Genomic DNA, 19,859 nt, shown 5'->3' with positions numbered 1-19,859 from the left:
TGATTTATCTGCTAAAATTTGAGTAGTAGAACAAAAATATATTAGATCAAAGAAGAATAGAACATTACGGAAAAGGAGAAAAAAGATGAAAATTGCCATTGTTACAGATTCTTCATATGGAAAAGGAAAATTATATGATAATTTATACATTGCTCCGCTATTAATTAACTTAGATGGAACAGAGAGTATTGAAGATACAGCTGATTTTACTAAAGAACAGTTTTTAAATTTGATCAAAAAGAACAGTTTAAAAACAAGTCAAACTCCAATTGGAAAAATTATTGAATTATATGATAATTTATTAAAAGAATACGATCAAATTGTTGTTTGTGGTCTGGCAAAGTCATTATCAGGACAACATAATGGTTATCTGCTCGCGGCCGAAGAACCCCAATTTAAGGACAAAGTCTTTATTATTAATAGTAATGGGGTTAGTATTATTTTAGAGCATGAAATTGCGCGAATTGTTGCTTTAATTGACCAGGGAAAAACTGGCCCAGAAATTTTAACAGCAATTAATGACATTAATAATGCCTATGAATGTTATATTTTGCCAAAATCTTGAGATACCTTTGTTAAATCCGGGCGTATTAGTCGGATTAAGGCAATGATTGTGACAACTTTGAAAATTAATATTGTGTTAAAAGTCCAAGATGACAAAATTGTTTTTGATAGTAAACACCGTGGTTTCTTTTCTTCGGTCAAGTTTATCGTTAATAGTTTAAAAGCTGTTAGTCCAACCGATATGATTGATGTCGCGTATGGTTATTTAGATGATGAAACAGTTACAAAAGTTAAAGAAATAATTGCTAACGCTGGTTTTAAAATTAATTTATGAAGTGAATTACCTAAAACAATTTTAGTTAATACTGGCCCAGAAACATTAGCTTTTAGTATTTGAAAAAAATAACAGTAATGCTAAGCATTACTGTTATTTTTTTCTTTAGTCATCAATTTTTTAACTCGTAAGATATGACCTTTTTTACCACAATAGGGAATAATAGCACTAGTTTTTTGAACATAAGTCTGATAAGCAGCATTATCTTTCAATTTTTTATAAGCACCAATTTCTAATAATGGTAAACCAGAGACAAAGTTTAGTAAAAATAAAATGTATAAAGGTGATAATAGTCATAATAATTGTAATAAAATCATTTTATCGTCTGAATAGTTTTTTAGAATTAAATTAAATAGAAAAGCAATTGTTAAAAACATTCAGAAAACAATTTCGCCAAAATAGTTTGGGTGGCGTGAGCTTTTTCAAAGACCAGTTTGAATAAATTCACCTTTTTTATTTTGGAAGAAGACGAATTTTTGCGCATCCCCAATTGTTTCGTATAGTAAACCAAATAGCGCAATTCCTACAAAAATAAAAGTGTAATAGTTTGTGCTATCGAAGTAACTTCCATCAATAAATAAGACAAATGTTGTTGGTAAAACTATTAAGAAAACTGAAATAGCTTGTAAAATTCAAAAGCCTAAGAATTTTCAAAATGAATTACGCATTTTATCAAAACGATGGTCAACTTTAATTTTAATAATTCTAATTAGTAAATAAGTTCCTAATCTAATTGCTCATAGCAACACTAGGACATATAAAACGATTTGGAATAAAGAAAAGTTTTGTTTTCATCCCAAAATAATTGATGTTGTTAAAACAAAAGTTAAAGCATATGTTATATCTGTAAAAGCATCACTTTTTAATAAGAACGCAATTACAAAAAACACTAAGTTTAAACCTAAACTAATAAGAAATGTATATAAAATAAAAATATAATTAAGTTCCATTTTGACTCCTTTTCAATAATGATTTATTCAATAAAATTAATAATTGCTATACTTATATTATAACTTATCAGGTTCTATCCTTTAAAAATTATTTTTTAAAATTTTAATTCAGAAATCCTTAATTTAAAGCGCGATAATTTGTTGCTTTTTTAATTAATTTGTATTAATATAAATACGTATTTAAAATAATACCGATATAAAGAGCACACGTGTGCTCTTTATTTAATGCCAAGATATTTTAAAAGAGGTGAAAAAATGGATGAATTGTTAAAACACCAATCAGTAATCAAACAAGCAATGGAAGATTATTTACAACAAAATAATTTAATGTTATTTTCGCTTAATTTTTTAGTTGAATTTGACACAAATATTTTACAAGTATTAGTTGAAGACCAAGCAACAGTAATTGATTTAGATCGGTTAGTAAAAATTAGTGAAGATATTAATCAAATTATTGATCAGTTAGATTTAATTCAAAGTGAATATGTTGTTGAGGTTTCAACACCAGGAGCAGAACGCCCATTACGGAATTTTGATGAATTGGCAGGACGCTTAAACGAAGAAGTTTTTGTTGAATTTATTACTGATGTTGATAAATTATCAAATATAACTGGCCAATTAGTAGCAGTAGATTTATCAACACAAATATTAACAGTCAAATATTTTAAAAAAGGTCAACCAAAAAAATTATCTTTTCGGTATGATAATGTCAAATTTGCCCGTTGTGCAGTTAAATTTTAAGGGAGGAAGAAAACAATGATAGATGGAGCAAAACTATTAACAACAATTGAAGAAATTGTGAGTGAAAAACAAATTCCTCGTGAATTAATTTTAGAATCAATTAAGGAAGGGTTTAAAAAAGCTTATGAAAAACATTTTGACCCAGAAGCAATAATTGAAGTAGAAATTGACCAACAAACTGGTCAAATTAAAGTAACAAAAGAATTAACAATTGTTAAAAAAGTTGAAGATGATTTATTAGAAGTTGGGTTAAATGAAGCAAAAAAACGTTTTGGGGATAATGTTACCATTGGTGACAAAGTTTATGAAGATGTTGATTCAGCTGAATTTTCTCGTTTAGCAATTATCCAAGTTGGTCAAATTATTAAACAACAAATTAAAGAAGCCGAAAAAGACTCAATTTTTGAAGAATATATTATTCAAAAAGGACATTTAATGAATGGGATTGTTATTGCGGTTGAAGAAAAATTTGTGTTAGTAGAAGTAGAAAGAACTTTTGCTTATATTCCCGCTAAAAATTTAATTTTCTCAGATCATTATGAAGTTGGTGATCGAATTTTATTCTTAGCCGAAGATATTGTTAAATCAAAAAATGCTGGGCAAATCACGGGAACAAGAACAAATAATGAATTTTTATTCCGTTTATTAGAACGGGAAATCCCAGAAATCTTTGAAAAAACAATTGAAGTTAAAGCGATTGCTCGGGACCCAGGACGCCGTAGTAAAATAGCTGTTTATAGTGAAAATAAAAATATCGATCCAATCGGAGCTTGTGTTGGAACAAAAGGGAACCGAATTAATAAAGTAACAGCAGAATTACAAAATGAAAAAATTGATATTTGTATTTATGATGAAAACGAACAACAATTTATTATTAATTCACTTTCACCAGTAAAAGTAATTTCAATTACAACAACGCCAGAAAATAAAGAAGCCGATATTGTTGTTCCTGATGAACAATTATCATTAGCAATTGGTAAAGGTGGTAGTGCTGCAAAATTAGTGGCCAAACTAACAAAATGAAAACTAAATATTATTAGTTATTCAGAAGCATTAAATCGTAATTTAGAAATTCTATGAAATGGTAATATTAACTTAGGAGAATTAGAAGAGCTAAAAATTCGCTTAAAAGATAAAGTTAAAGAAAAAGACAAAAACTATCAAGCGAAATTACAACAAGCAGCTGAACAATTTGAACCTGAACCATTTGAAATTATTGAAGAACAATTAGTGGAAGCAGAAGAAATTAAAGTTCTTCCGGAAGACGGTTTTCATGTTGAGGACTTATCAAATGTTGAAGTACCACCAACAGTTGATTTAACTGAGGAAATTCAAACAATCGAAGATAATCTATCATATTTTGAAGATTCAGAAAAACCTGAAGAAGATGAAGAAGAAATTAATTATGATGATTATGATGAATACTATGACGAAAAATAGTTAATAATTTGGAGGTTACAATGCAAAAACAAAAAACTACACCATTACGCAAATGTGTTGTTTCAAATCAAATGCTACCAAAAAAAGAGTTAATTCGGATTGTTAAAACACCAACGGGAGAAGTTAAAATTGATTTAACCGGTAAAGCAAATGGGCGGGGAGCCTATTTACGACCAACAAAAGAAGTTTATTTACTAGCCAAAAAGAATCATGCTTTAGAGCGTGCTTTAAAAGTAAAATTAACAGATGAATTTTATCAACAATTAGAACAAGAAGTTCTTGAAGGATGAGATTAAATGGACGAAAAGGGGTATAATTATCTTGGTCTTGCCATGAAAGCCAGAAAAATTAGTACCGGTAGCACTTTATTAGAACAGATAAAGAAAAAGAAAGTTTTTTTAGTGTTATCAGTTAAAACAATGGGGCAAACGCAAGAAAAACGATTTTCCCAAAAGTGCTTTTTTTACCAAATCCCGTATTTTAATTTGTTAAATGAAACAACCTTATATGAAAAACTAGGGATAAATAATATCAAGGTTTTTGGCATCACTGATATTAATTTAGCGAAACAAATAATTGGATTGATCACAATGTAACAAAAATATTAAGAGAAGGGGGTAATGGAATGAATAATCGAAATAATCAAAAAAATACTAGTAATCAAAAAAACAAAAAAATACAAGCAAAAAACCAACGGAATCGGATTCAATCACAATTAAAAGTGGTTGAAGCCCACGTTAACGAGGGGGTTTTTGTCTATTCAGAAGCACTAACAATTGCTGATTTTGCCAAAAAAATTAATAAACCGGTTAGTGAAATTATTAAGTATTTTTTTATGAAAGGTATTATGCTCAACCAAAATACTTATCTTTCAGAAGAACAATTAGGGGAATTATGTTTAGAATTAGGGTTAGATTTTAAAAAAGAAAAATCAGTAACCCATGAAAATTTATTAGAAACTTTTGATATTAATGACCCAGCAGAAACATTAACAAAACGCCCACCAATTGTAACAATTATGGGCCATGTTGACCATGGTAAAACAACATTATTAGATACAATTCGTAATTCGGATGTTGTTAGTGGTGAACATGGGGGTATTACCCAACATATTGGGGCTTATCAAATTAAAACAAAAAATAATGAGTTTATTACTTTTGTTGATACGCCAGGTCATGAGGCCTTTACCCAAATGCGTGCTCGCGGGAGTGCAGTAACTGATATTGTTATTTTAGTTGTTGCTGCTGATGATGGGGTGATGCCCCAAACCAAAGAGGCAATTGACCACGCCAAAGCAGCTGGAGTCCCAATTATTGTCTTTATTAATAAGATGGATAAACCAGGAGCAAATCCCGATAATGTCATGATGCAGTTAGCTCAAGAAGAATTAACAGCGGAAGAATGAGGAGGATCTGTTCCTTATGTTAAAGGCAGTGCTAAGCAACGCCAAGGAATTGATGAATTGTTAGAAACAATTTTATTAATTGCTGATATTAGCGAACTGAAAGCAAATCCTAATCGTTTTGCCTTAGGAACAGTAATTGAATCGCACTTAGATAAAGGATTAGGACCGGTTGCAACATTATTAGTTCAATCAGGAACACTAAGTATGAAAGACGCGTTAGTTGTTGGATATTGTTTTGGTTATGTTCGTGATTTAACGGATGAATCGGGGAAAAAAATTAAAAGTGCTGGGCCTTCCCAACCAGTAATGATTCATGGTTTAAGTGAAGTGCCAAATGCGGGAGATAAGTTTATGGTTTTCCAAGATGAAAAATTAGCCCGCGAAGTTGCTTCAAAACGAAAAACAACTGATACAATTAATAAACGTTTTAAAAATCAAGCTTTTTCATTAGAACGCTTATCAGAGCAAATTAAGGACGGCCAATTAAAACAAATTAATATTATTTTAAAAGCCGATACACAGGGAACAGTTGAAGCAGTAAAATCAAGTTTAATGAAAATTAGCATCCCAGGGGTCCGTATTAATATTATCCGGGCAACTGTTGGGGGAATTTCAGAAAGTGATGTTACATTAGGATTAGCAAGTCATGCCTTTATTATTGGGTTTAATGTCCGTCCAACAGCGCATGTGCGAAAAAAAGCCGAAGATGAGGGTGTGGAAATTCGTTTACATACAATTATTTATAAAGTAACAGAAGAAATTGAAGCGGCAGCAAAGGGAATGTTAGATCCTGAAGTTATTGAAGAAGTAACAGGACAAGCGGAAGTTCGTCAAACATTCCGTCACTCAGATATTGGGACAATTGCTGGTTGTCACGTCATTGATGGGGTTATTCCACGGAAATCAAAAGTTCATATTTTACGTGATGGGGTTATTGTTTACCAAGGGGAAATTGCCTCATTAAAACATGGCAAAGATGATTTAAAAGAAGCGAAAAATGGAATGGACTGTGGAATTTTGATTAAAAACTATAATGATATTAAAGAAAATGATATTATTGAAGCCTATACTCAAAAAGAAGTGGCAAAATAATTATTAATGAGGTTTTTAAGGCATAAAAACCTTTTTATTTTACAAAAAATGATTTGAGTAGTTGACTTTATGTACTAGTCTTGATAGTATTCTATTGAAAATAATTAAAGGAATGGAGATAGTAATGGATGTTCAGTTAAAAAAGGGTGTTATTGAGCTAGTTATTCTAAAAATGCTTAATAAACAAGATATGTATGGTTATGAGATTAATAACCAAATAAATACCCGTCTTGAAATCAATAAATCAACTGTTTATGCTATTTTACAAAAGTTAATCATTAATAACTATTGTGAGATTTTTATCGGGGAGTTATCTGACGGTCCGATTCGAAAATATTATCGATTAACCGAAAAAGGGAAAGCCTATTTAGAGAACCTTGAAGGGGAATGAAAAAAATTTATGCATAAAGTTCAAGACTTATTGAAATGTGATTATTAAAAAACATCTTTAATTATTTTAAAAGTTAAATTGAAAAGGAGAAAGTTATGAGCGAAATGATTTTGGATATTAAAAATGTCTCAAAAAAATATAAGGATAAGTATGCTTTAAAAGATATAAATTTACAAATTAATGCCGGGGAACGAGTTGGTTTAATTGGAGCTAATGGGAGTGGTAAATCTACTTTAAGTGAAATTATTGCCGGAATTCGTAAACCAACCAGTGGAGAGGTTATTAAAAAAGATGATTTAATCATCGGAATTCAATTTCAGGACTCAAAATATCCCGCTGGGATTTCATCATTAGATATGATCAAATATTATTGTGATACTTTTGATATTAAATATTCTAAAGAAGAAATCATGGGCCTATTAAAAACATATCAATTAGATTCATTTGCCAAAAAAAATATTTCAGGTTTATCAGGGGGACAACAACAAAGATTAAATATTTTATTATCAGTTATTCACCGTCCTGATTTGGTAATTTTAGATGAAGTTTCTACAGGGTTAGATATTGAAGTAAAAGAAACTATTTTTGAATTTTTAGAAGCAAATATTGTTAAAAAAAATCGGGCAATGTTACTTGTTTCTCATAACATGGAAGAAATTCAACGTTTCTGTGAACGAATTGTTTATCTTCATGATGGGGAAATCAAAGATGAAACAACCGTTAAAAAAGTTATTGCCGAATATGGTAGTGTCTTTAACTATACAAAAGCAAAATTTGATTACTATAAAAAAGGAATCAAGCCAACTCCAGTAGGAGGAAAAAATAATGAATAATACTGAAATTAAAAAAGAAAGGGTTGTTGGAAAACGATTAGGCAAACAATTACATTTGCAATTACAAAAATCAGGTCCATTAGCTATAATTGTTGTTAAATATTATTTAAAAAATATTGAGAATGTCTTTTTTACTTTATTATTTCCAGTTATTTTATTATTTTTAGAAGGCTTTGCGTATAAAGCATTAGCCGCCGCAACGCCTGGAATGAGTGAAAGAGAAATTATTGCTTCACTAGTTAATGCGATGGTGATTATGGAAGTGTTAGGGATTGGTTTATCTTTCTTGCCTCCAGCTATTATTGATTTTAAAAATTCTGTTTTAATTAAACGAATTGGGGCAACCGATTTAAGACCAGGTTTTTATATTTTAGTTAACATCCTAATTACCTTTGTAATGGTTATTATTGCCATTTTTTGAACCCTATTATTAGCTGGTTTAATGTTTGCCTGAGTTAAAGACAGCAAAACTGGTGAACAATTTGGTTGATCAATTGCTTTTAATAATAACACGCCGTTAATGATGGTTTTTTATCTGTTAACATTCTTTATTGCAACAACAATCGGGTTAACTTTTGCAGCCATTTTTAAAACAATGCCAGGATTACAGGCATCAGTAACAATTTTAAGTAATCTATCATCATTTTTATTAGGAATCTTTATTCCAATTATCTTGTTAGATCAAATTGAAGTCCTAAAAATTCTTCGGTGATTAATTCCGTTTAAATATTCAATGACCCCAGGAATTGAATTATGATTAACCGGAAAAATTACAATTAACTGAGAATTCTATGTTAATATTTTTGTTTCGCTAGGATTAATTGGTGTATTTGGAACATTAGCGGGGGTGTTAACAAAATGACAACAATAAAACAAAATGTCGATATGATGACAGAAAATAAGAAAAAGGATAAGAAATCTAACTTTAATGTTAAAATTTTGCCACTTTTTAAATTAACTTTTAAAATGGTCTTTTTGGGAGGACCAGGAATACTATATGTAACAATTATGCCATTTTGTTTACTATTACTAGAGGGCTTAGTATATATTAATTTACCAAATGTCTCACAAGCAGAAACATTTAGTAAATTACAACAAATCATTGGGGCAATGGCTTTAATGCCAGCCATTTCAGTTGGGGTCTTTGTTGTTCCCTTTACTTTAATTGAAATTAAAGATTCTGTTTTATTTAAACGGATTGGGGCAACAAGCGTTAAACCATATATGTTTATCTTTACCGTTATTTCAGCTTCGGTTGTAATGACAACAATTGGTCTATTTTGAACCTTCTTATGTGGGGGATTATTCTATGGTTGAAATTATGGATGAGAAGTTGCTTTTCCCCAATCATTTGGAATCTCACTATTATTTATGCTAATCGTTTTAATTCTATCAAGTGCAGTTGGGCTATTATTAGCTAGTTTCTTTACTAGCCGTGCCGTATTAGGAGCTTTTTCAGGGTTATTATTTACCCCTTCATTGTTCTTTACCGGAGCGTTAATTCCAATTGATTATATCTTAGCAGCTCCAGAGTTGAAATATTTAGTTTATATTTCACCATATTGGTACTGTGCTAAGCCATTTTTAGATATTTTTACAACGGGTAATATAGTTATGACAACACAAAATATTATTAATCTTGCTGTATCATGCGGATTAATTGTTGTATGTATTGGTCTAACAACTTATCGTTGAAGATGAAGTAAATAAAAAAAGATGCTTTTGTGAATACCTACAATAAAATAGACACATAAAAAGTTAGTTATGTGTCATAATTTTATTGAAAGGTATTCTTTTATTATGGGAACAAAATGATTTACAAAAAACGAAAAACTTAATATTTTAAAATATTATAAGGAACATGGTTGAGCAAAAACAATTAAAAAATTTGAAATTACAACAACAACTTTATCTCGTTGAAAAAAAGCAATTAAAATTAGTGGCGAAAAAGCATTAGAACCAGGGAAAGGTCCACAATCAAAAGGGATTCGCCGAACAGGGCGACCAAAAGATCTTAACTTTGAACAAATGACAAAAAAAGAATTAATTGAATATATTGAAATGATTCAAGATGTAAAAAAGTCCTTGATCAAATCGAAAAAGAAGAAATTCCAAACGATTTGGTCCTTAAAGAAAAAATACAAGATTAAATATTTATGTAAAATTTTAAATGTTTCTAGAGCTGGTTATTATAATTGATTTAATAGTGGTATGAAAGCATTTAATAAATGAAATAATACAATTGCAAAAATAATTAAAACATTATTTCTAAGTTTTAAGAAAATTTATGGATATAATATGCTAACGTTAATTATCAATAAACTATATAACTGAAATTTAAAACCACATATTGTTTATAGATATATGAAGAATATGAACTTGAAGTCAATTGTTAGAGTCAAAAAATTTAATTATCGATTATCTTCTGGTAGTAAAAGACATGAAAATATCATGAATCAAGATTTTTCAACCACAGATATTAATCAAAAATTAGGAACAGATATAACATATTTACTAACAAATGATAAAACCTACTTTTTATAAATTGTTAAAGATTTTCATACTAATGAAATTTTGGACTACCAAATAAGTAATAATTTAGGAACAGAATTTGTTTTTAAAAATATAATTAATTCTTGAGTAAAAGCTGGAAAACCATCAACTTGAGTACTGCAATCAGATCAAGGTTTTCATTATACAAATTCTGATTATGAAAAATTATGCAATTATCTTGGAATTAGAATTTCAATGTCCAGACGTGGGAACTCTTATGATAATGCCCACACAGAATCATGGTTTGGCACTATGAAAACTGAATTTTTATATCATATAAAAAGAAAAAAACGAACAGCTAAATGAATTAATGAAAATCTTCCTAAATATATCTACTTTTACAACAATTTTAGACCACAAGTCAAATTAAAAGGAATGAGCCCTGTTCAATACAGAAAGTCATTCCCTCAAGTAACTTTTTAAGTGTCTATTTTTCTTGACATATTCATTGAAAGCATCTTTTTTTATTTTTTATCAATATTGTTCCATTGTTCAGTTAAATCATTTGCCGCCAGAATTTTAGCATTTAAACGGGGATTAATTTTTAAAATACTGTTAAAAATAATATCAGCAACTAACATTTGGACTATTTTTGATGATACCGCTGGGAAACGCTGCTTGTCTTCACTATGAATTTCAAAAGAAATAAAGTGTTTGAATGAATATTGTTGTTTTAAGTCGTGGTTAGATGTAATAATTGCCATTACTAAATTTAATTTTTCAGCTAAAGCAATAACATTTTGAACTTCTTTTGTTCGTCCCGAACGTGAGAAAATAATTAATAAATCATCGGGGGTAATATTTTGGATCATAACCATTAGGGCATGGATATCTTCGGTACTAAAACTAGTGTAGCCAATTAAATTTAAATTACTATTTAATACCCGACATGCTAAGTAACTGCTACCAATTCCAAAGATAAAAATTCGCTTTTTAATAATCAAATCATTAATTAAACCATCTAGAGCATTTAAATCAATGTTATCAACTGTTTCATGAATACTATAAGAATAATAAACGCGCATATTGTTTGCAATACTTTTTAAATTTAAACTATCATTTGTTTCATAATTTTGATTTAAAAAATGGGCACGATTATAAATATGCATTTGTAATTTTTTAATATTTTGAAAACCTAGGTGTTTTGCTAACCGTGTAATTGTTGATTCTGAAACATAATATTCTTTTGCTAGTTCTGTAATTGTTCTACTGATAAAAAATTCCGGATTTTCAATAATTTTGTTAACAACAGATAATTCTGCATCAGTTAAATTATCAACCTTAAAATTTAGTAATTTATTTGCCATATTTTTCCCTTCTCTAAGTTTGCTGATTTGAAAATTATTTTCAAAAAGGTCATATTTATTTTATAATATATTTGAAAAATAGCAATTTCTAGGAAATAATTTGTTAAAAAAATTTTTTAATCGGTGGAACTTTTTTATAAATTTTTTTAGGTTTATAATAAATCTATTAAATGATTAGTAAAATATTAATTATTTACCAAAATGACAGAGAGGGATATTAAAAGCATGAAACCTGAAACATTAACTTACTTATTGGTGTTTTTATTTTCGGTTGTTGTAGCAACAATTCTATTGTTATTGTGATTATTTTTACGAAAAAAACTAGCTCAAAGTAATCAATATTATCAAAAATCAAATTTAAATCTTGATTTATGGACATATATTAAGAGAAATATTTTGATTTATGCTGCTTTTTTCTTTTATGTAATCGCTGTAACAGGATTAATTCTTTTAATCTCCTCGCTAAATTAATACTTTTTACTAAAAATTTTAAAAAGAGTTAGAAAGGAAAATAACAATGAAAAATACAACTGGCGCTATTAAAAAAGCGAAGCCTTTTATTTCACGCAGTTGATGAAAAAGTTCAAATCAAAAAACAATGGCAACATTGAGTAAATTAAGTAAAGCCTTTTTATTACCAATTGCCTTGTTACCAATTGCCGGAATTTTTCTTGGCGTTGGAGCAACAATTACTTCAAAAGTTGATGCAAATACTGGAATCTGATTTTTTGGTAATTTCCTAAATAAAATGGGGGATATTGCCTTCGGAAATCTACCAGTCTTATTCTGTATTTCTGTCGCAATGGCTTATACGGAAGATGCCGGGGTTGCTGCCCTAACATCAGTTGTTGGATTTTTAGTTTTTAATGCCATTCAAATGTCATTATTAAGTGGGGCTTTTTCACACATTCAATATACTGTTGATATTAATGGGATCGCAAATCCAATTGTTGGCTTAACAGTTAATGGTGATTCCTTAGCTAATCCAGTTTTAATGGATGCAAATGCCTTGCTGGATTGGATGAAACATAGTCCAATTTATCAAAAATTAGTTGAAGACCCAAATGCAGCTGTTGTCATTAAAGGCTCATCAGTAATTAATGATTCATATAATCTATTATTCTATACTGGTGAAGTTTGAGCTGTTAAAGGAACGCTGTTAACAAGTAATTTAGGGGTTAATTCACTAAATACTGGAGTTTTTGCCGGAATTTTTGTTGGAGCGATTGCTGCTTTTGCATATAATCGTTTTCACAAAACACAACTTCCAGCTGCAATTAGTTTCTTTAGTGGAACTAAATTAGTACCAATTATTACTTTTATTGCTGTAATCCCATTAGCATTTATTTTTATGATGCTATGACCATTAATTGGAACAGGATTAGCATGATTTGGAAATAACTCAGGAAAATTACCAGGAGGATTAGATTCATTAATTTTTGAGGTTTTTGAACGATCACTAGTACCTTTTGGTCTTCACCACGTGTTCTATTCACCACTATGATGAACACAAGCTGGGGGATCAATGCCTGATTTAATTCAAAATGTTTTAAATAATCCTTTACAATACATGGATTTCTTAAAAGACTTACAAAATGCTGGCTTTATTCCAGCAGGAGATTTATCTGCGTTGCAACCGGGAGAAGCAGCGACATATGTTTTAACTTGAGTATCAAAATTAAATGCCGAAACAATTTCAGCTGTTGGGGATCAAACAATTATGTATAAAGTCCTAGCTGATGATAATATTACATTCACAATGGTTCAACATATGGGCTTAAATTTAGGACGTTTCCAATCAGGAAAATTCCCATTCATGATGTTTGGTTTACCAGCTGCCGCTGTCGCAATGTGATATAGTGTGCCAAAACAAAACCGTAAACAAGTAATGGGGATCTATTTCTCAGCAGCCTTTACATGTTTCTTAACAGGAATTACAGAACCAATCGAATTTACATTCTTATTTGTAGCTCCTTGATTATTCTATGGTGTTCATATGCCATTATGTGCTATTTCATTTATGTTAATGGGCTTACTACATGTTCATACCACAATGACAGTGTCAGGGGGAACAATTGACTTTATTGTCTTTGGAGTCGTACCATTTATCGGAAATAAAGGAACTAATTTCTATTGAATTCTTGTTGTTGGTGCCGCTTATGCTCCAATCTACTTCTTTGCTTTCTTCTTTGCGATTAAATATGGAAAAATTAAATTACCAGGTCGTGATGAAGGGGATATGAAGTTATATTCAAAAGCTGATTTTAAAGCAAAAGGAGCTCAAGGAGCTAACAATGAAAGTTCAACAACTGCTCGAGGTAGTGCTGACGAACAAAAACGTGAAAAAGCTCGTAAAATTATTGAATTCTTAGGAGGGCCAGATAACATTAAAGCGGTTGACTCATGTGCTTCACGGCTAAGAGTTACTGTTAGTGATAACACGCTTGTTAATGCTGATGGAATTAAATCCTTAGGAGGATGTAATGGTGTCTTAATTCGGGGCGAATCAGTCCAATGTGTTTATGGGGGAGAACAAGAAGTTCTAAAACCATATATGCGAGAATTATTACAAGAAATGCGGGTTAATAATCCAAATTTAAAAACAAAATAAGGAAAAAAGATTAACATTTGTTAATCTTTTTCTTTTTTCCAAAAAAACAAAACCTTCTTTTTTAGTTATCATTTGATGAAAAATGTAATTGAAATAAGGAGAAAAGGCCTTTTTATGATAAAATAAATAAAGTTAGGTGAGGTAGAAAAATTATGCAATCATTCTTTGATTTTACAAAAGAAAAGTTACAAAGTAGTTTAGTGGAAAACGGTTTTAAAAGATATTTAGCTGATCAGTTATTTGACTGAGTTTATGTTAAAAACATTTTATCATTTGATGAAATGACAAATATTTCGAAAGGTGATCGTGAAAAATTAAAAGAATTTTATACCTTATCAGAATTAGAAATTGTTGTCCAACAAGAATCAAAAGATGGAACGGTTAAATTTTTATTTAAATTAAAAGATGGTTTAAAAATTGAAACAGTTTTAATGCGCCAAAATTATGGTAATTCAGTTTGTGTAACAACCCAAGTTGGTTGTAATATGGCCTGTACTTTTTGTGCATCCGGGTTGTTAAAAAAAACCCGTAATCTATCAACGGGAGAAATTGTTGCCCAAGTTATGATGGTTAATCGCTATTTACAAAAGGCTCAAGAACGTGTGAGTCATATTGTTGTGATGGGAATTGGGGAACCATTTGATAATTTTGAAAATGTGATTGATTTTGTTAAAGTAATTAATGATCCAAAGGGATACCAAATTGGGGCTCGTCACATTACAATTTCAACTTGTGGGTTAGTTCCAAAAATTAAACAATTTGCCGACTTAAACTTACAAGTAAACTTGGCAATATCATTACATGCGCCAAATAATGCAATTCGTAATCAATTAATGCCAATTAATAAAGCATACCCATTAGAAAAATTAATGGAGGCAATTAATTATTATTTAGAAAAAACAAACCGTCGAATTACTTTTGAATACATTTTAATTAATAATGTTAATGATAGTCGTGAAAATGCAGTGGAATTAGCAAAATTAATTCGGGGAATGAATGCCTATGTTAATTTAATTCCATACAATGCCGTTGCTGAAAATGACTATCAACGTAGTACAAGAATTGAAGAGTTCTTTACAACATTACAAAATAATCGTATTAATTGTATTGTTCGTCGGGAATTTGGTCATGATATTGATGCGGCTTGTGGGCAATTACGAGCAAAAAATGAAGGAGTATTAAAAAAATAATGATTAATGTACGTTTTGGTTTTAAAACAGATATTGGCGCATATCGTAGTAGTAACCAAGATAATTTTGATTTTGCGACAAATAATTATAATAATCATTTGGCAATTGTCTGTGATGGAATGGGTGGCCACCAGCATGGAGAAGTTGCCAGTAAAATCGCGGTTGAAGAAATGATCAACTATTTTCATAATGTTAATTTTAATGCGATGTCAGATGAAGAAATTAACCAGTGATTTCGTAATACAATTCTTGTAATTCAAAATGAGATGATTAACTATGCAAAAATTCATCCCGATACAAGTGACATGGGAACAACAGTTGTTGCAGCCTTACTTGCTAATCAAAAAGTTTATATTATTAATATTGGTGATTCTCGTTTATATAAATTACATAATCATAAGATTTACCAAATTACAACAGATCAAAATATGGAAAATTCGGTTGAATATCGTGAACGCCAGGAGTTAGAATTTCAAGGACAATACAAAAAACAATATAATGTCCATACTTTTTGAAAGGTTTTAACAAGTGCCTTAGGACCAACCAAAACATTAAAAATAGACACCTATGTTGTTGAAGATATTGCAGGAACATATTTATTAACAACTGATGGAATTCATGATTATGTTGATGACACTGATTTAGTTGATGTTTTATCTTCTTCAAATAAATTAAACGATAAAGTTAAGATTCTAATTGATCGGGCCTTAGAAAATTTATCAACTGATAACTTAACAGGGTTAATTTTTGAAATTGATTAAAACTTTACCAATTTATTAAATTATAATGCTATGATATTGTTAAGGATATAACAGGGTGAAATAATGGAAAAAATAACAAGTGGGACGATTTTATATGAGCGTTATCAAATAATTGATAAAATTGCTGACGGCGGAATGGCCGAAGTTTTTGAGGGCTATGACTTAATTTTAAAACGCTATGTTGCAATTAAAATGATGTCAGTTAGTTTATCAAAAAATAAAGAAGCTGTTGATCGTTTTAATAAAGAATATAATTCAATTGCGCAATTTTCTCATCCTAATGTAGTTAAAGTTTATGGTACTTTTGAGGCCTTTGACCGCCAGTGTATCGTTTTAGAGCTAGTACGAGGATATACGCTAAAAGATCGTTTGTTAACTTTAGGGCCATGTACAAATAAGGAACTAATTTATTTTTTTGATGCTATTAATCAAGCAATTATTGAAGCCCATAAAAATGACATTATTCACCGGGATATCAAACCAGAAAATATCTTGATTTCTTATGATGGTAAAATTAAAGTTGCTGATTTTGGAGTCGCAATTTTAGAAAATAGTGAAGATAGTGAAAATGGCAAAATAATTGGAACAGCAAAATATATGGCTCCAGAAATTGTACAATCTCGTCCAGCCACAAAAAAAAGTGACCTATATGCTCTAGGGATTATGTTATATGAATTAGCAGTTGGGGTAACTCCTTTTGTTGGAAAAAATCCAACCTTAGTAGCTGTTAAGCATGTTAAAGAATTACCATTAGCCCCAAAGTTAATTAACAATACAATTAATCAAGCTTTAGAAAATATCATTTTAAAAGCAATTGCAAAAGAACCTAGTGAACGATTTGAAACAGTTGCGGAATTTAATAGCGCATTAAAAGGAATTGATAGTCAAGACCATCAACATGATAAACCAATTAAATTAAAAAACTGAGTAACAATCAAAAATCACCGTAGCAAATTGCAAGATCGCTATTTATCATTACCACTTTATTTTAGTAAAACATGGGTCTTTTTAATTTTGACATTGCTGGTAGTGGCGATTGCTGTTTTACTAGTTGGAGTTTTTGTTTAAGATGGAAAAAACAGGTTTAATTGTTTCGGTAATTAGTGAGTTTTGTTATGTAAAAGAAGCTAATAATGATCTTATTTATGAATGTAAAAGTAAAGGTTTATTTCGCCATCATAATCAACGTCCGCTTGTTGGTGATCATGTTGATTTTATTGTTCAAAATAATGACCAGGGGACAATTACAAAAATTCACCCTCGGAAAAATGAATTATATCGCCCAAAAATAGCTAATATAGACCAAACTGTAATAATTACATCTTTACAAAGTCCTAATTTTAGTAGTTATTTATTAAATAAGTTTTTGGCAATTGTTGAATATAAGGGGATTACCCCAGTTATTGTTTTTACAAAAAAGGATTTACTGGGTCAAGATGATGATTTATATGATAAATATTTACAATGATATCCACAAATGGGTTATCAAACTTTTATTTTAAGTAATAAAACTCCTGACTCGTCAGAATGGGATGCTTTTAAAGCAACTTTAATTAATAAAATTTCTGTTTTTACTGGTCAGACAGGGAGTGGTAAATCAACAACAATTAATACATTACTTGAGCAAAACTTAATTAAAACCCAAGAAATTTCCAAGGCCTTAGGACGAGGAAAACATACGACAACAAATAGTAAAATGTATGAGATTAGCAATGGGATTGTAATTGATACTCCCGGGTTTTCATCCTTTGATTTACGAGAATTTAACCCAGAAAAATTAGCGATTTCCTACCACCTTTTTACCGAAAATAGCCGTTTTTGTAAATTCCGTCATTGTTTGCATCTCAATGAACCGCATTGTAAAATAAAAGAGTTAGTAACAGCTAAAATAATTCCAACATTTTTTTACAATGATTATTGTAAAATTATCAGTGAAATAACAGAAAGGAAATAAGTATGTCAAAGTTTATTATTGCTCCCAGTATTTTAAGCGCAGATTTTTTAAATCTTGATCAAGAATTAACGTTAATTGAAGCAGGCGGTGTTAAATGAATCCATTTTGACGTTATGGATGGTGATTTTGTTCCCAATTTAACGTTTGGTCCAAAAATTTTAAAAGATATTACGGACAAACATAATTTATTTGTTGATTGTCATTTAATGGTTAAGATTAAAAATAGTAGTGTTGAAGATTATTTAAAACCTTTTATTGAAGCCAAAGCAAATGCAATTACACTGCATTATGAAGCCTTAACTAGCGAACAAATTAATGAATTTTTAGCTTTAAAAACAAAGTATGATCTGCAATTTGGTTTAGCAATTAAACCATCAACAAATGTTGAAGAAATTTTACCATTTTTACCATTTCTTGATCTTGTTCTTGTTATGACAGTTGAACCAGGTTTTGGTGGGCAGGCTTTTATTCCTCATGCTGCGGAAAAAATTGCCCATCTGCGAAAATTTATTGATAAAAATAAATTAAAAACCCTAATTTCTGTTGATGGGGGAATTAATGCCCAAACAGGAAAAATGTGTCAAGATTTTGGTGTTGATATTTTAGTAGCAGGTAGTTATTTATTTGGCCATCATGATTTATTAGAACGCTTAGAGGGTTTAACTAATGGCAAATAATAATGTTTTAATAGTTTGCACCGATAAAATAACTAATTTACAACCTTATCAAAACTATTTTAAAATTGGTGTTGAACGAGGATGCTTAGCGTTGCTTAATAATTTCAATCAAATTGATTTAGCATGTGCTGATTTTGATTCTGTTTCAGAGTTAGAATATAACCAAATTAAAACGGTTGCCAAAGAACTTTACCATTATCCAGCAGAAAAAGACTATTTAGATGCTGAATTAGCTGTTCAAGCCGCAATTAAACTTAATCCTCATCAAATCATTCTTGTCGCCGATGGACCACGGTTTGACATGGATTTAGCGTGTTTATGACTAATTATTAATTATAATCTTATCTTTTTAAACGAACATAACTATGCTTATCAATTACAATCGGGAGAGAATGTTATCCCCCTTCGAGAAGGTTTTCGTTATTTTTCAATAATTGCTTATGAACAAGCTATTATTACAATTAAAGATTGTAAATATAATGTTACAGATTTTCGTTTATCATTGTTATCACCAAACGCTATTAGTAATGAATTACTTGGTCACCCAGGAACAGTTGTTGTTAATAGTGGCAAAGTGCTTATCATTTACTCAAAATAAAAAAACTGCTAAAAGCAGTTTTATTTTTGTCTTTTTGAGAATAACTAAATGTAATGGTACCCGTAATCGGGGTCGAACCGATACGAATTTCTTCGGTAGATTTTGAGTCTACTGCGTCTGCCAATTCCGCCATACGGGCATAGAATTTATTCTCATATATAAATAATAACTTATTTTCGAAAAAAAAGTAAGAATAATCAGAGATATTCTTACTTTTTTATTATCATCAATAAAATAAATTATTGTGCAATTTGACCTTTACGTTTTAATGTTTTTAAGGTTCTAGTTGCTACACGTAATGTTTTTACTTCACCGTCAACTACAATACGAACTTTTTGTAAGTTTACATTTCATTTACGACGTGAAGCATTCATAGCGTGTGAGCGTTTGTTTCCTGAAAGCGCTGCTTTACCTGTAATTTCACATTTTCTTGCCATAATATCACTCCTTTATAGTCATACTATAAGATAATAACGAAATTTTACATTAATTGCAATAATTTCTTAGCTTTTTTTAAA

Annotated in this window: 23 protein-coding genes and 1 tRNA gene; 20 read left to right on the top strand and 4 right to left on the bottom strand. The window is 29.9% G+C overall.

Annotated features, from left to right (window positions below; all coding sequences use genetic code 4):
* The first annotated feature begins 85 nt into the window (after positions 1-85).
* A complete protein-coding gene (locus SSYRP_RS04185; RefSeq protein WP_016341057.1) occupies positions 86-910 on the top strand; it encodes a DegV family protein in 825 nt (274 codons plus the stop codon).
* Between the two features lie 8 nt (positions 911-918).
* Here the strand turns inward: SSYRP_RS04185 and SSYRP_RS04180 are convergent, their stop codons facing one another.
* On the bottom strand, positions 919-1,788 hold the full coding sequence (locus SSYRP_RS04180; protein ID WP_016341056.1) for a DUF1295 domain-containing protein: 870 nt from the start codon (positions 1,786-1,788) through the stop codon (positions 919-921).
* A 255-nt stretch (positions 1,789-2,043) separates the two neighbouring features.
* On the opposite strand from SSYRP_RS04180, the gene SSYRP_RS04175 reads away from it, so the two are divergent.
* The 11 genes from SSYRP_RS04175 (at position 2,044) to SSYRP_RS05315 (ending at position 10,666) form a co-directional block, all read left to right on the top strand.
* Positions 2,044-2,529: an LSm family protein gene (locus SSYRP_RS04175; protein WP_016341055.1), complete on the top strand. Its 486-nt coding sequence runs from the start codon at positions 2,044-2,046 to the stop codon at positions 2,527-2,529.
* A 15-nt stretch (positions 2,530-2,544) separates the two neighbouring features.
* A complete protein-coding gene (gene nusA / locus SSYRP_RS04170; RefSeq protein WP_016341054.1) occupies positions 2,545-3,969 on the top strand; it encodes a transcription termination factor NusA in 1,425 nt (474 codons plus the stop codon).
* A gap of 20 nt (positions 3,970-3,989) precedes the next feature.
* Positions 3,990-4,265 carry an RNase P modulator RnpM gene (gene rnpM, locus SSYRP_RS04165; RefSeq protein WP_016339185.1) on the top strand — a complete coding sequence of 92 codons (276 nt, stop codon included), beginning with the start codon at positions 3,990-3,992 and terminating at the stop codon, positions 4,263-4,265.
* Positions 4,266-4,565, top strand: a complete 300-nt coding sequence (locus tag SSYRP_RS04160) for a L7Ae/L30e/S12e/Gadd45 family ribosomal protein (protein WP_016341053.1) — start codon at positions 4,266-4,268, stop codon at positions 4,563-4,565.
* Between the two features lie 29 nt (positions 4,566-4,594).
* Entirely contained in the window at positions 4,595-6,466 is a 1,872-nt protein-coding gene (gene infB / locus SSYRP_RS04155; RefSeq protein WP_016341052.1) for a translation initiation factor IF-2, read from the top strand.
* Between the two features lie 124 nt (positions 6,467-6,590).
* Positions 6,591-6,905, top strand: a complete 315-nt coding sequence (locus tag SSYRP_RS04150) for a PadR family transcriptional regulator (protein WP_016341051.1) — start codon at positions 6,591-6,593, stop codon at positions 6,903-6,905.
* Between the two features lie 47 nt (positions 6,906-6,952).
* Positions 6,953-7,690 (top strand): ABC transporter ATP-binding protein, encoded by a 738-nt coding sequence (locus SSYRP_RS04145; RefSeq protein ID WP_016341050.1) that lies wholly within the window; start codon positions 6,953-6,955, stop codon positions 7,688-7,690.
* Positions 7,683-8,561, top strand: coding sequence for an ABC transporter permease (locus tag SSYRP_RS04140; RefSeq protein ID WP_016341049.1), 879 nt, complete (start codon positions 7,683-7,685; stop codon positions 8,559-8,561). Before SSYRP_RS04145 ends, SSYRP_RS04140 begins: the two co-directional genes overlap by 8 nt.
* Positions 8,549-9,400 (top strand): ABC transporter permease, encoded by an 852-nt coding sequence (locus tag SSYRP_RS04135; RefSeq protein WP_016341048.1) that lies wholly within the window; start codon positions 8,549-8,551, stop codon positions 9,398-9,400. Before SSYRP_RS04140 ends, SSYRP_RS04135 begins: the two co-directional genes overlap by 13 nt.
* 90 nt (positions 9,401-9,490) lie before the next feature.
* A complete protein-coding gene (locus SSYRP_RS05320; RefSeq protein WP_236608040.1) occupies positions 9,491-10,234 on the top strand; it encodes an IS3 family transposase in 744 nt (247 codons plus the stop codon).
* Positions 10,235-10,264: 30 nt separating this feature from the next.
* Positions 10,265-10,666, top strand: a complete 402-nt coding sequence (locus SSYRP_RS05315; RefSeq protein ID WP_236608039.1) for an IS3 family transposase — start codon at positions 10,265-10,267, stop codon at positions 10,664-10,666.
* A 41-nt stretch (positions 10,667-10,707) separates the two neighbouring features.
* On the opposite strand, the gene SSYRP_RS04125 is transcribed toward SSYRP_RS05315, so the two are convergent.
* A complete protein-coding gene (locus tag SSYRP_RS04125; RefSeq protein ID WP_016341047.1) occupies positions 10,708-11,550 on the bottom strand; it encodes a MurR/RpiR family transcriptional regulator in 843 nt (280 codons plus the stop codon).
* Between the two features lie 225 nt (positions 11,551-11,775).
* On the opposite strand from SSYRP_RS04125, the gene SSYRP_RS04120 reads away from it, so the two are divergent.
* From SSYRP_RS04120 to SSYRP_RS04085, 8 genes are all read left to right on the top strand, one after another.
* Positions 11,776-12,021, top strand: coding sequence for a hypothetical protein (locus SSYRP_RS04120; RefSeq protein ID WP_016341046.1), 246 nt, complete (start codon positions 11,776-11,778; stop codon positions 12,019-12,021).
* A 46-nt stretch (positions 12,022-12,067) separates the two neighbouring features.
* Positions 12,068-14,161, top strand: a complete 2,094-nt coding sequence (locus tag SSYRP_RS04115; RefSeq protein ID WP_016341045.1) for a PTS transporter subunit EIIC — start codon at positions 12,068-12,070, stop codon at positions 14,159-14,161.
* 152 nt (positions 14,162-14,313) lie between these two features.
* Entirely contained in the window at positions 14,314-15,351 is a 1,038-nt protein-coding gene (gene rlmN, locus SSYRP_RS04110) for a 23S rRNA (adenine(2503)-C(2))-methyltransferase RlmN (protein WP_016341044.1), read from the top strand.
* Positions 15,351-16,112 (top strand): PP2C family protein-serine/threonine phosphatase, encoded by a 762-nt coding sequence (locus SSYRP_RS04105; protein ID WP_016341043.1) that lies wholly within the window; start codon positions 15,351-15,353, stop codon positions 16,110-16,112. Before rlmN ends, SSYRP_RS04105 begins: the two co-directional genes overlap by 1 nt.
* Positions 16,113-16,175: 63 nt before the next feature.
* Positions 16,176-17,180 (top strand): protein kinase domain-containing protein, encoded by a 1,005-nt coding sequence (locus SSYRP_RS04100; protein ID WP_016341042.1) that lies wholly within the window; start codon positions 16,176-16,178, stop codon positions 17,178-17,180.
* Between the two features lies 1 nt (position 17,181).
* Positions 17,182-18,066, top strand: a complete 885-nt coding sequence (gene rsgA, locus SSYRP_RS04095) for a ribosome small subunit-dependent GTPase A (protein WP_016341041.1) — start codon at positions 17,182-17,184, stop codon at positions 18,064-18,066.
* A 2-nt stretch (positions 18,067-18,068) separates the two neighbouring features.
* Positions 18,069-18,743, top strand: a complete 675-nt coding sequence (gene rpe, locus SSYRP_RS04090) for a ribulose-phosphate 3-epimerase (RefSeq protein WP_016341040.1) — start codon at positions 18,069-18,071, stop codon at positions 18,741-18,743.
* Positions 18,733-19,341 carry a thiamine diphosphokinase gene (locus SSYRP_RS04085; RefSeq protein ID WP_016341039.1) on the top strand — a complete coding sequence of 203 codons (609 nt, stop codon included), beginning with the start codon at positions 18,733-18,735 and terminating at the stop codon, positions 19,339-19,341. The genes rpe and SSYRP_RS04085 overlap by 11 nt, the downstream gene beginning before the upstream one ends.
* 54 nt (positions 19,342-19,395) lie before the next feature.
* Here SSYRP_RS04085 and SSYRP_RS04080 read toward each other — a convergent pair.
* A tRNA-Leu gene (locus SSYRP_RS04080) sits at positions 19,396-19,480 on the bottom strand.
* 100 nt (positions 19,481-19,580) lie between these two features.
* Positions 19,581-19,778, bottom strand: coding sequence for a 50S ribosomal protein L28 (gene rpmB / locus SSYRP_RS04075; RefSeq protein WP_016339169.1), 198 nt, complete (start codon positions 19,776-19,778; stop codon positions 19,581-19,583).
* Positions 19,779-19,859 lie beyond the last annotated feature (81 nt).

Source organism: Spiroplasma syrphidicola EA-1 (genome assembly GCF_000400955.1).
GTDB lineage: Bacteria > Bacillota_I > Bacilli_A > Mycoplasmatales > Mycoplasmataceae > Spiroplasma > Spiroplasma syrphidicola.
The sequence above is the reverse complement of the archived record's forward strand: the minus strand, read 5'-3'. Positions and strand labels throughout refer to the sequence as shown.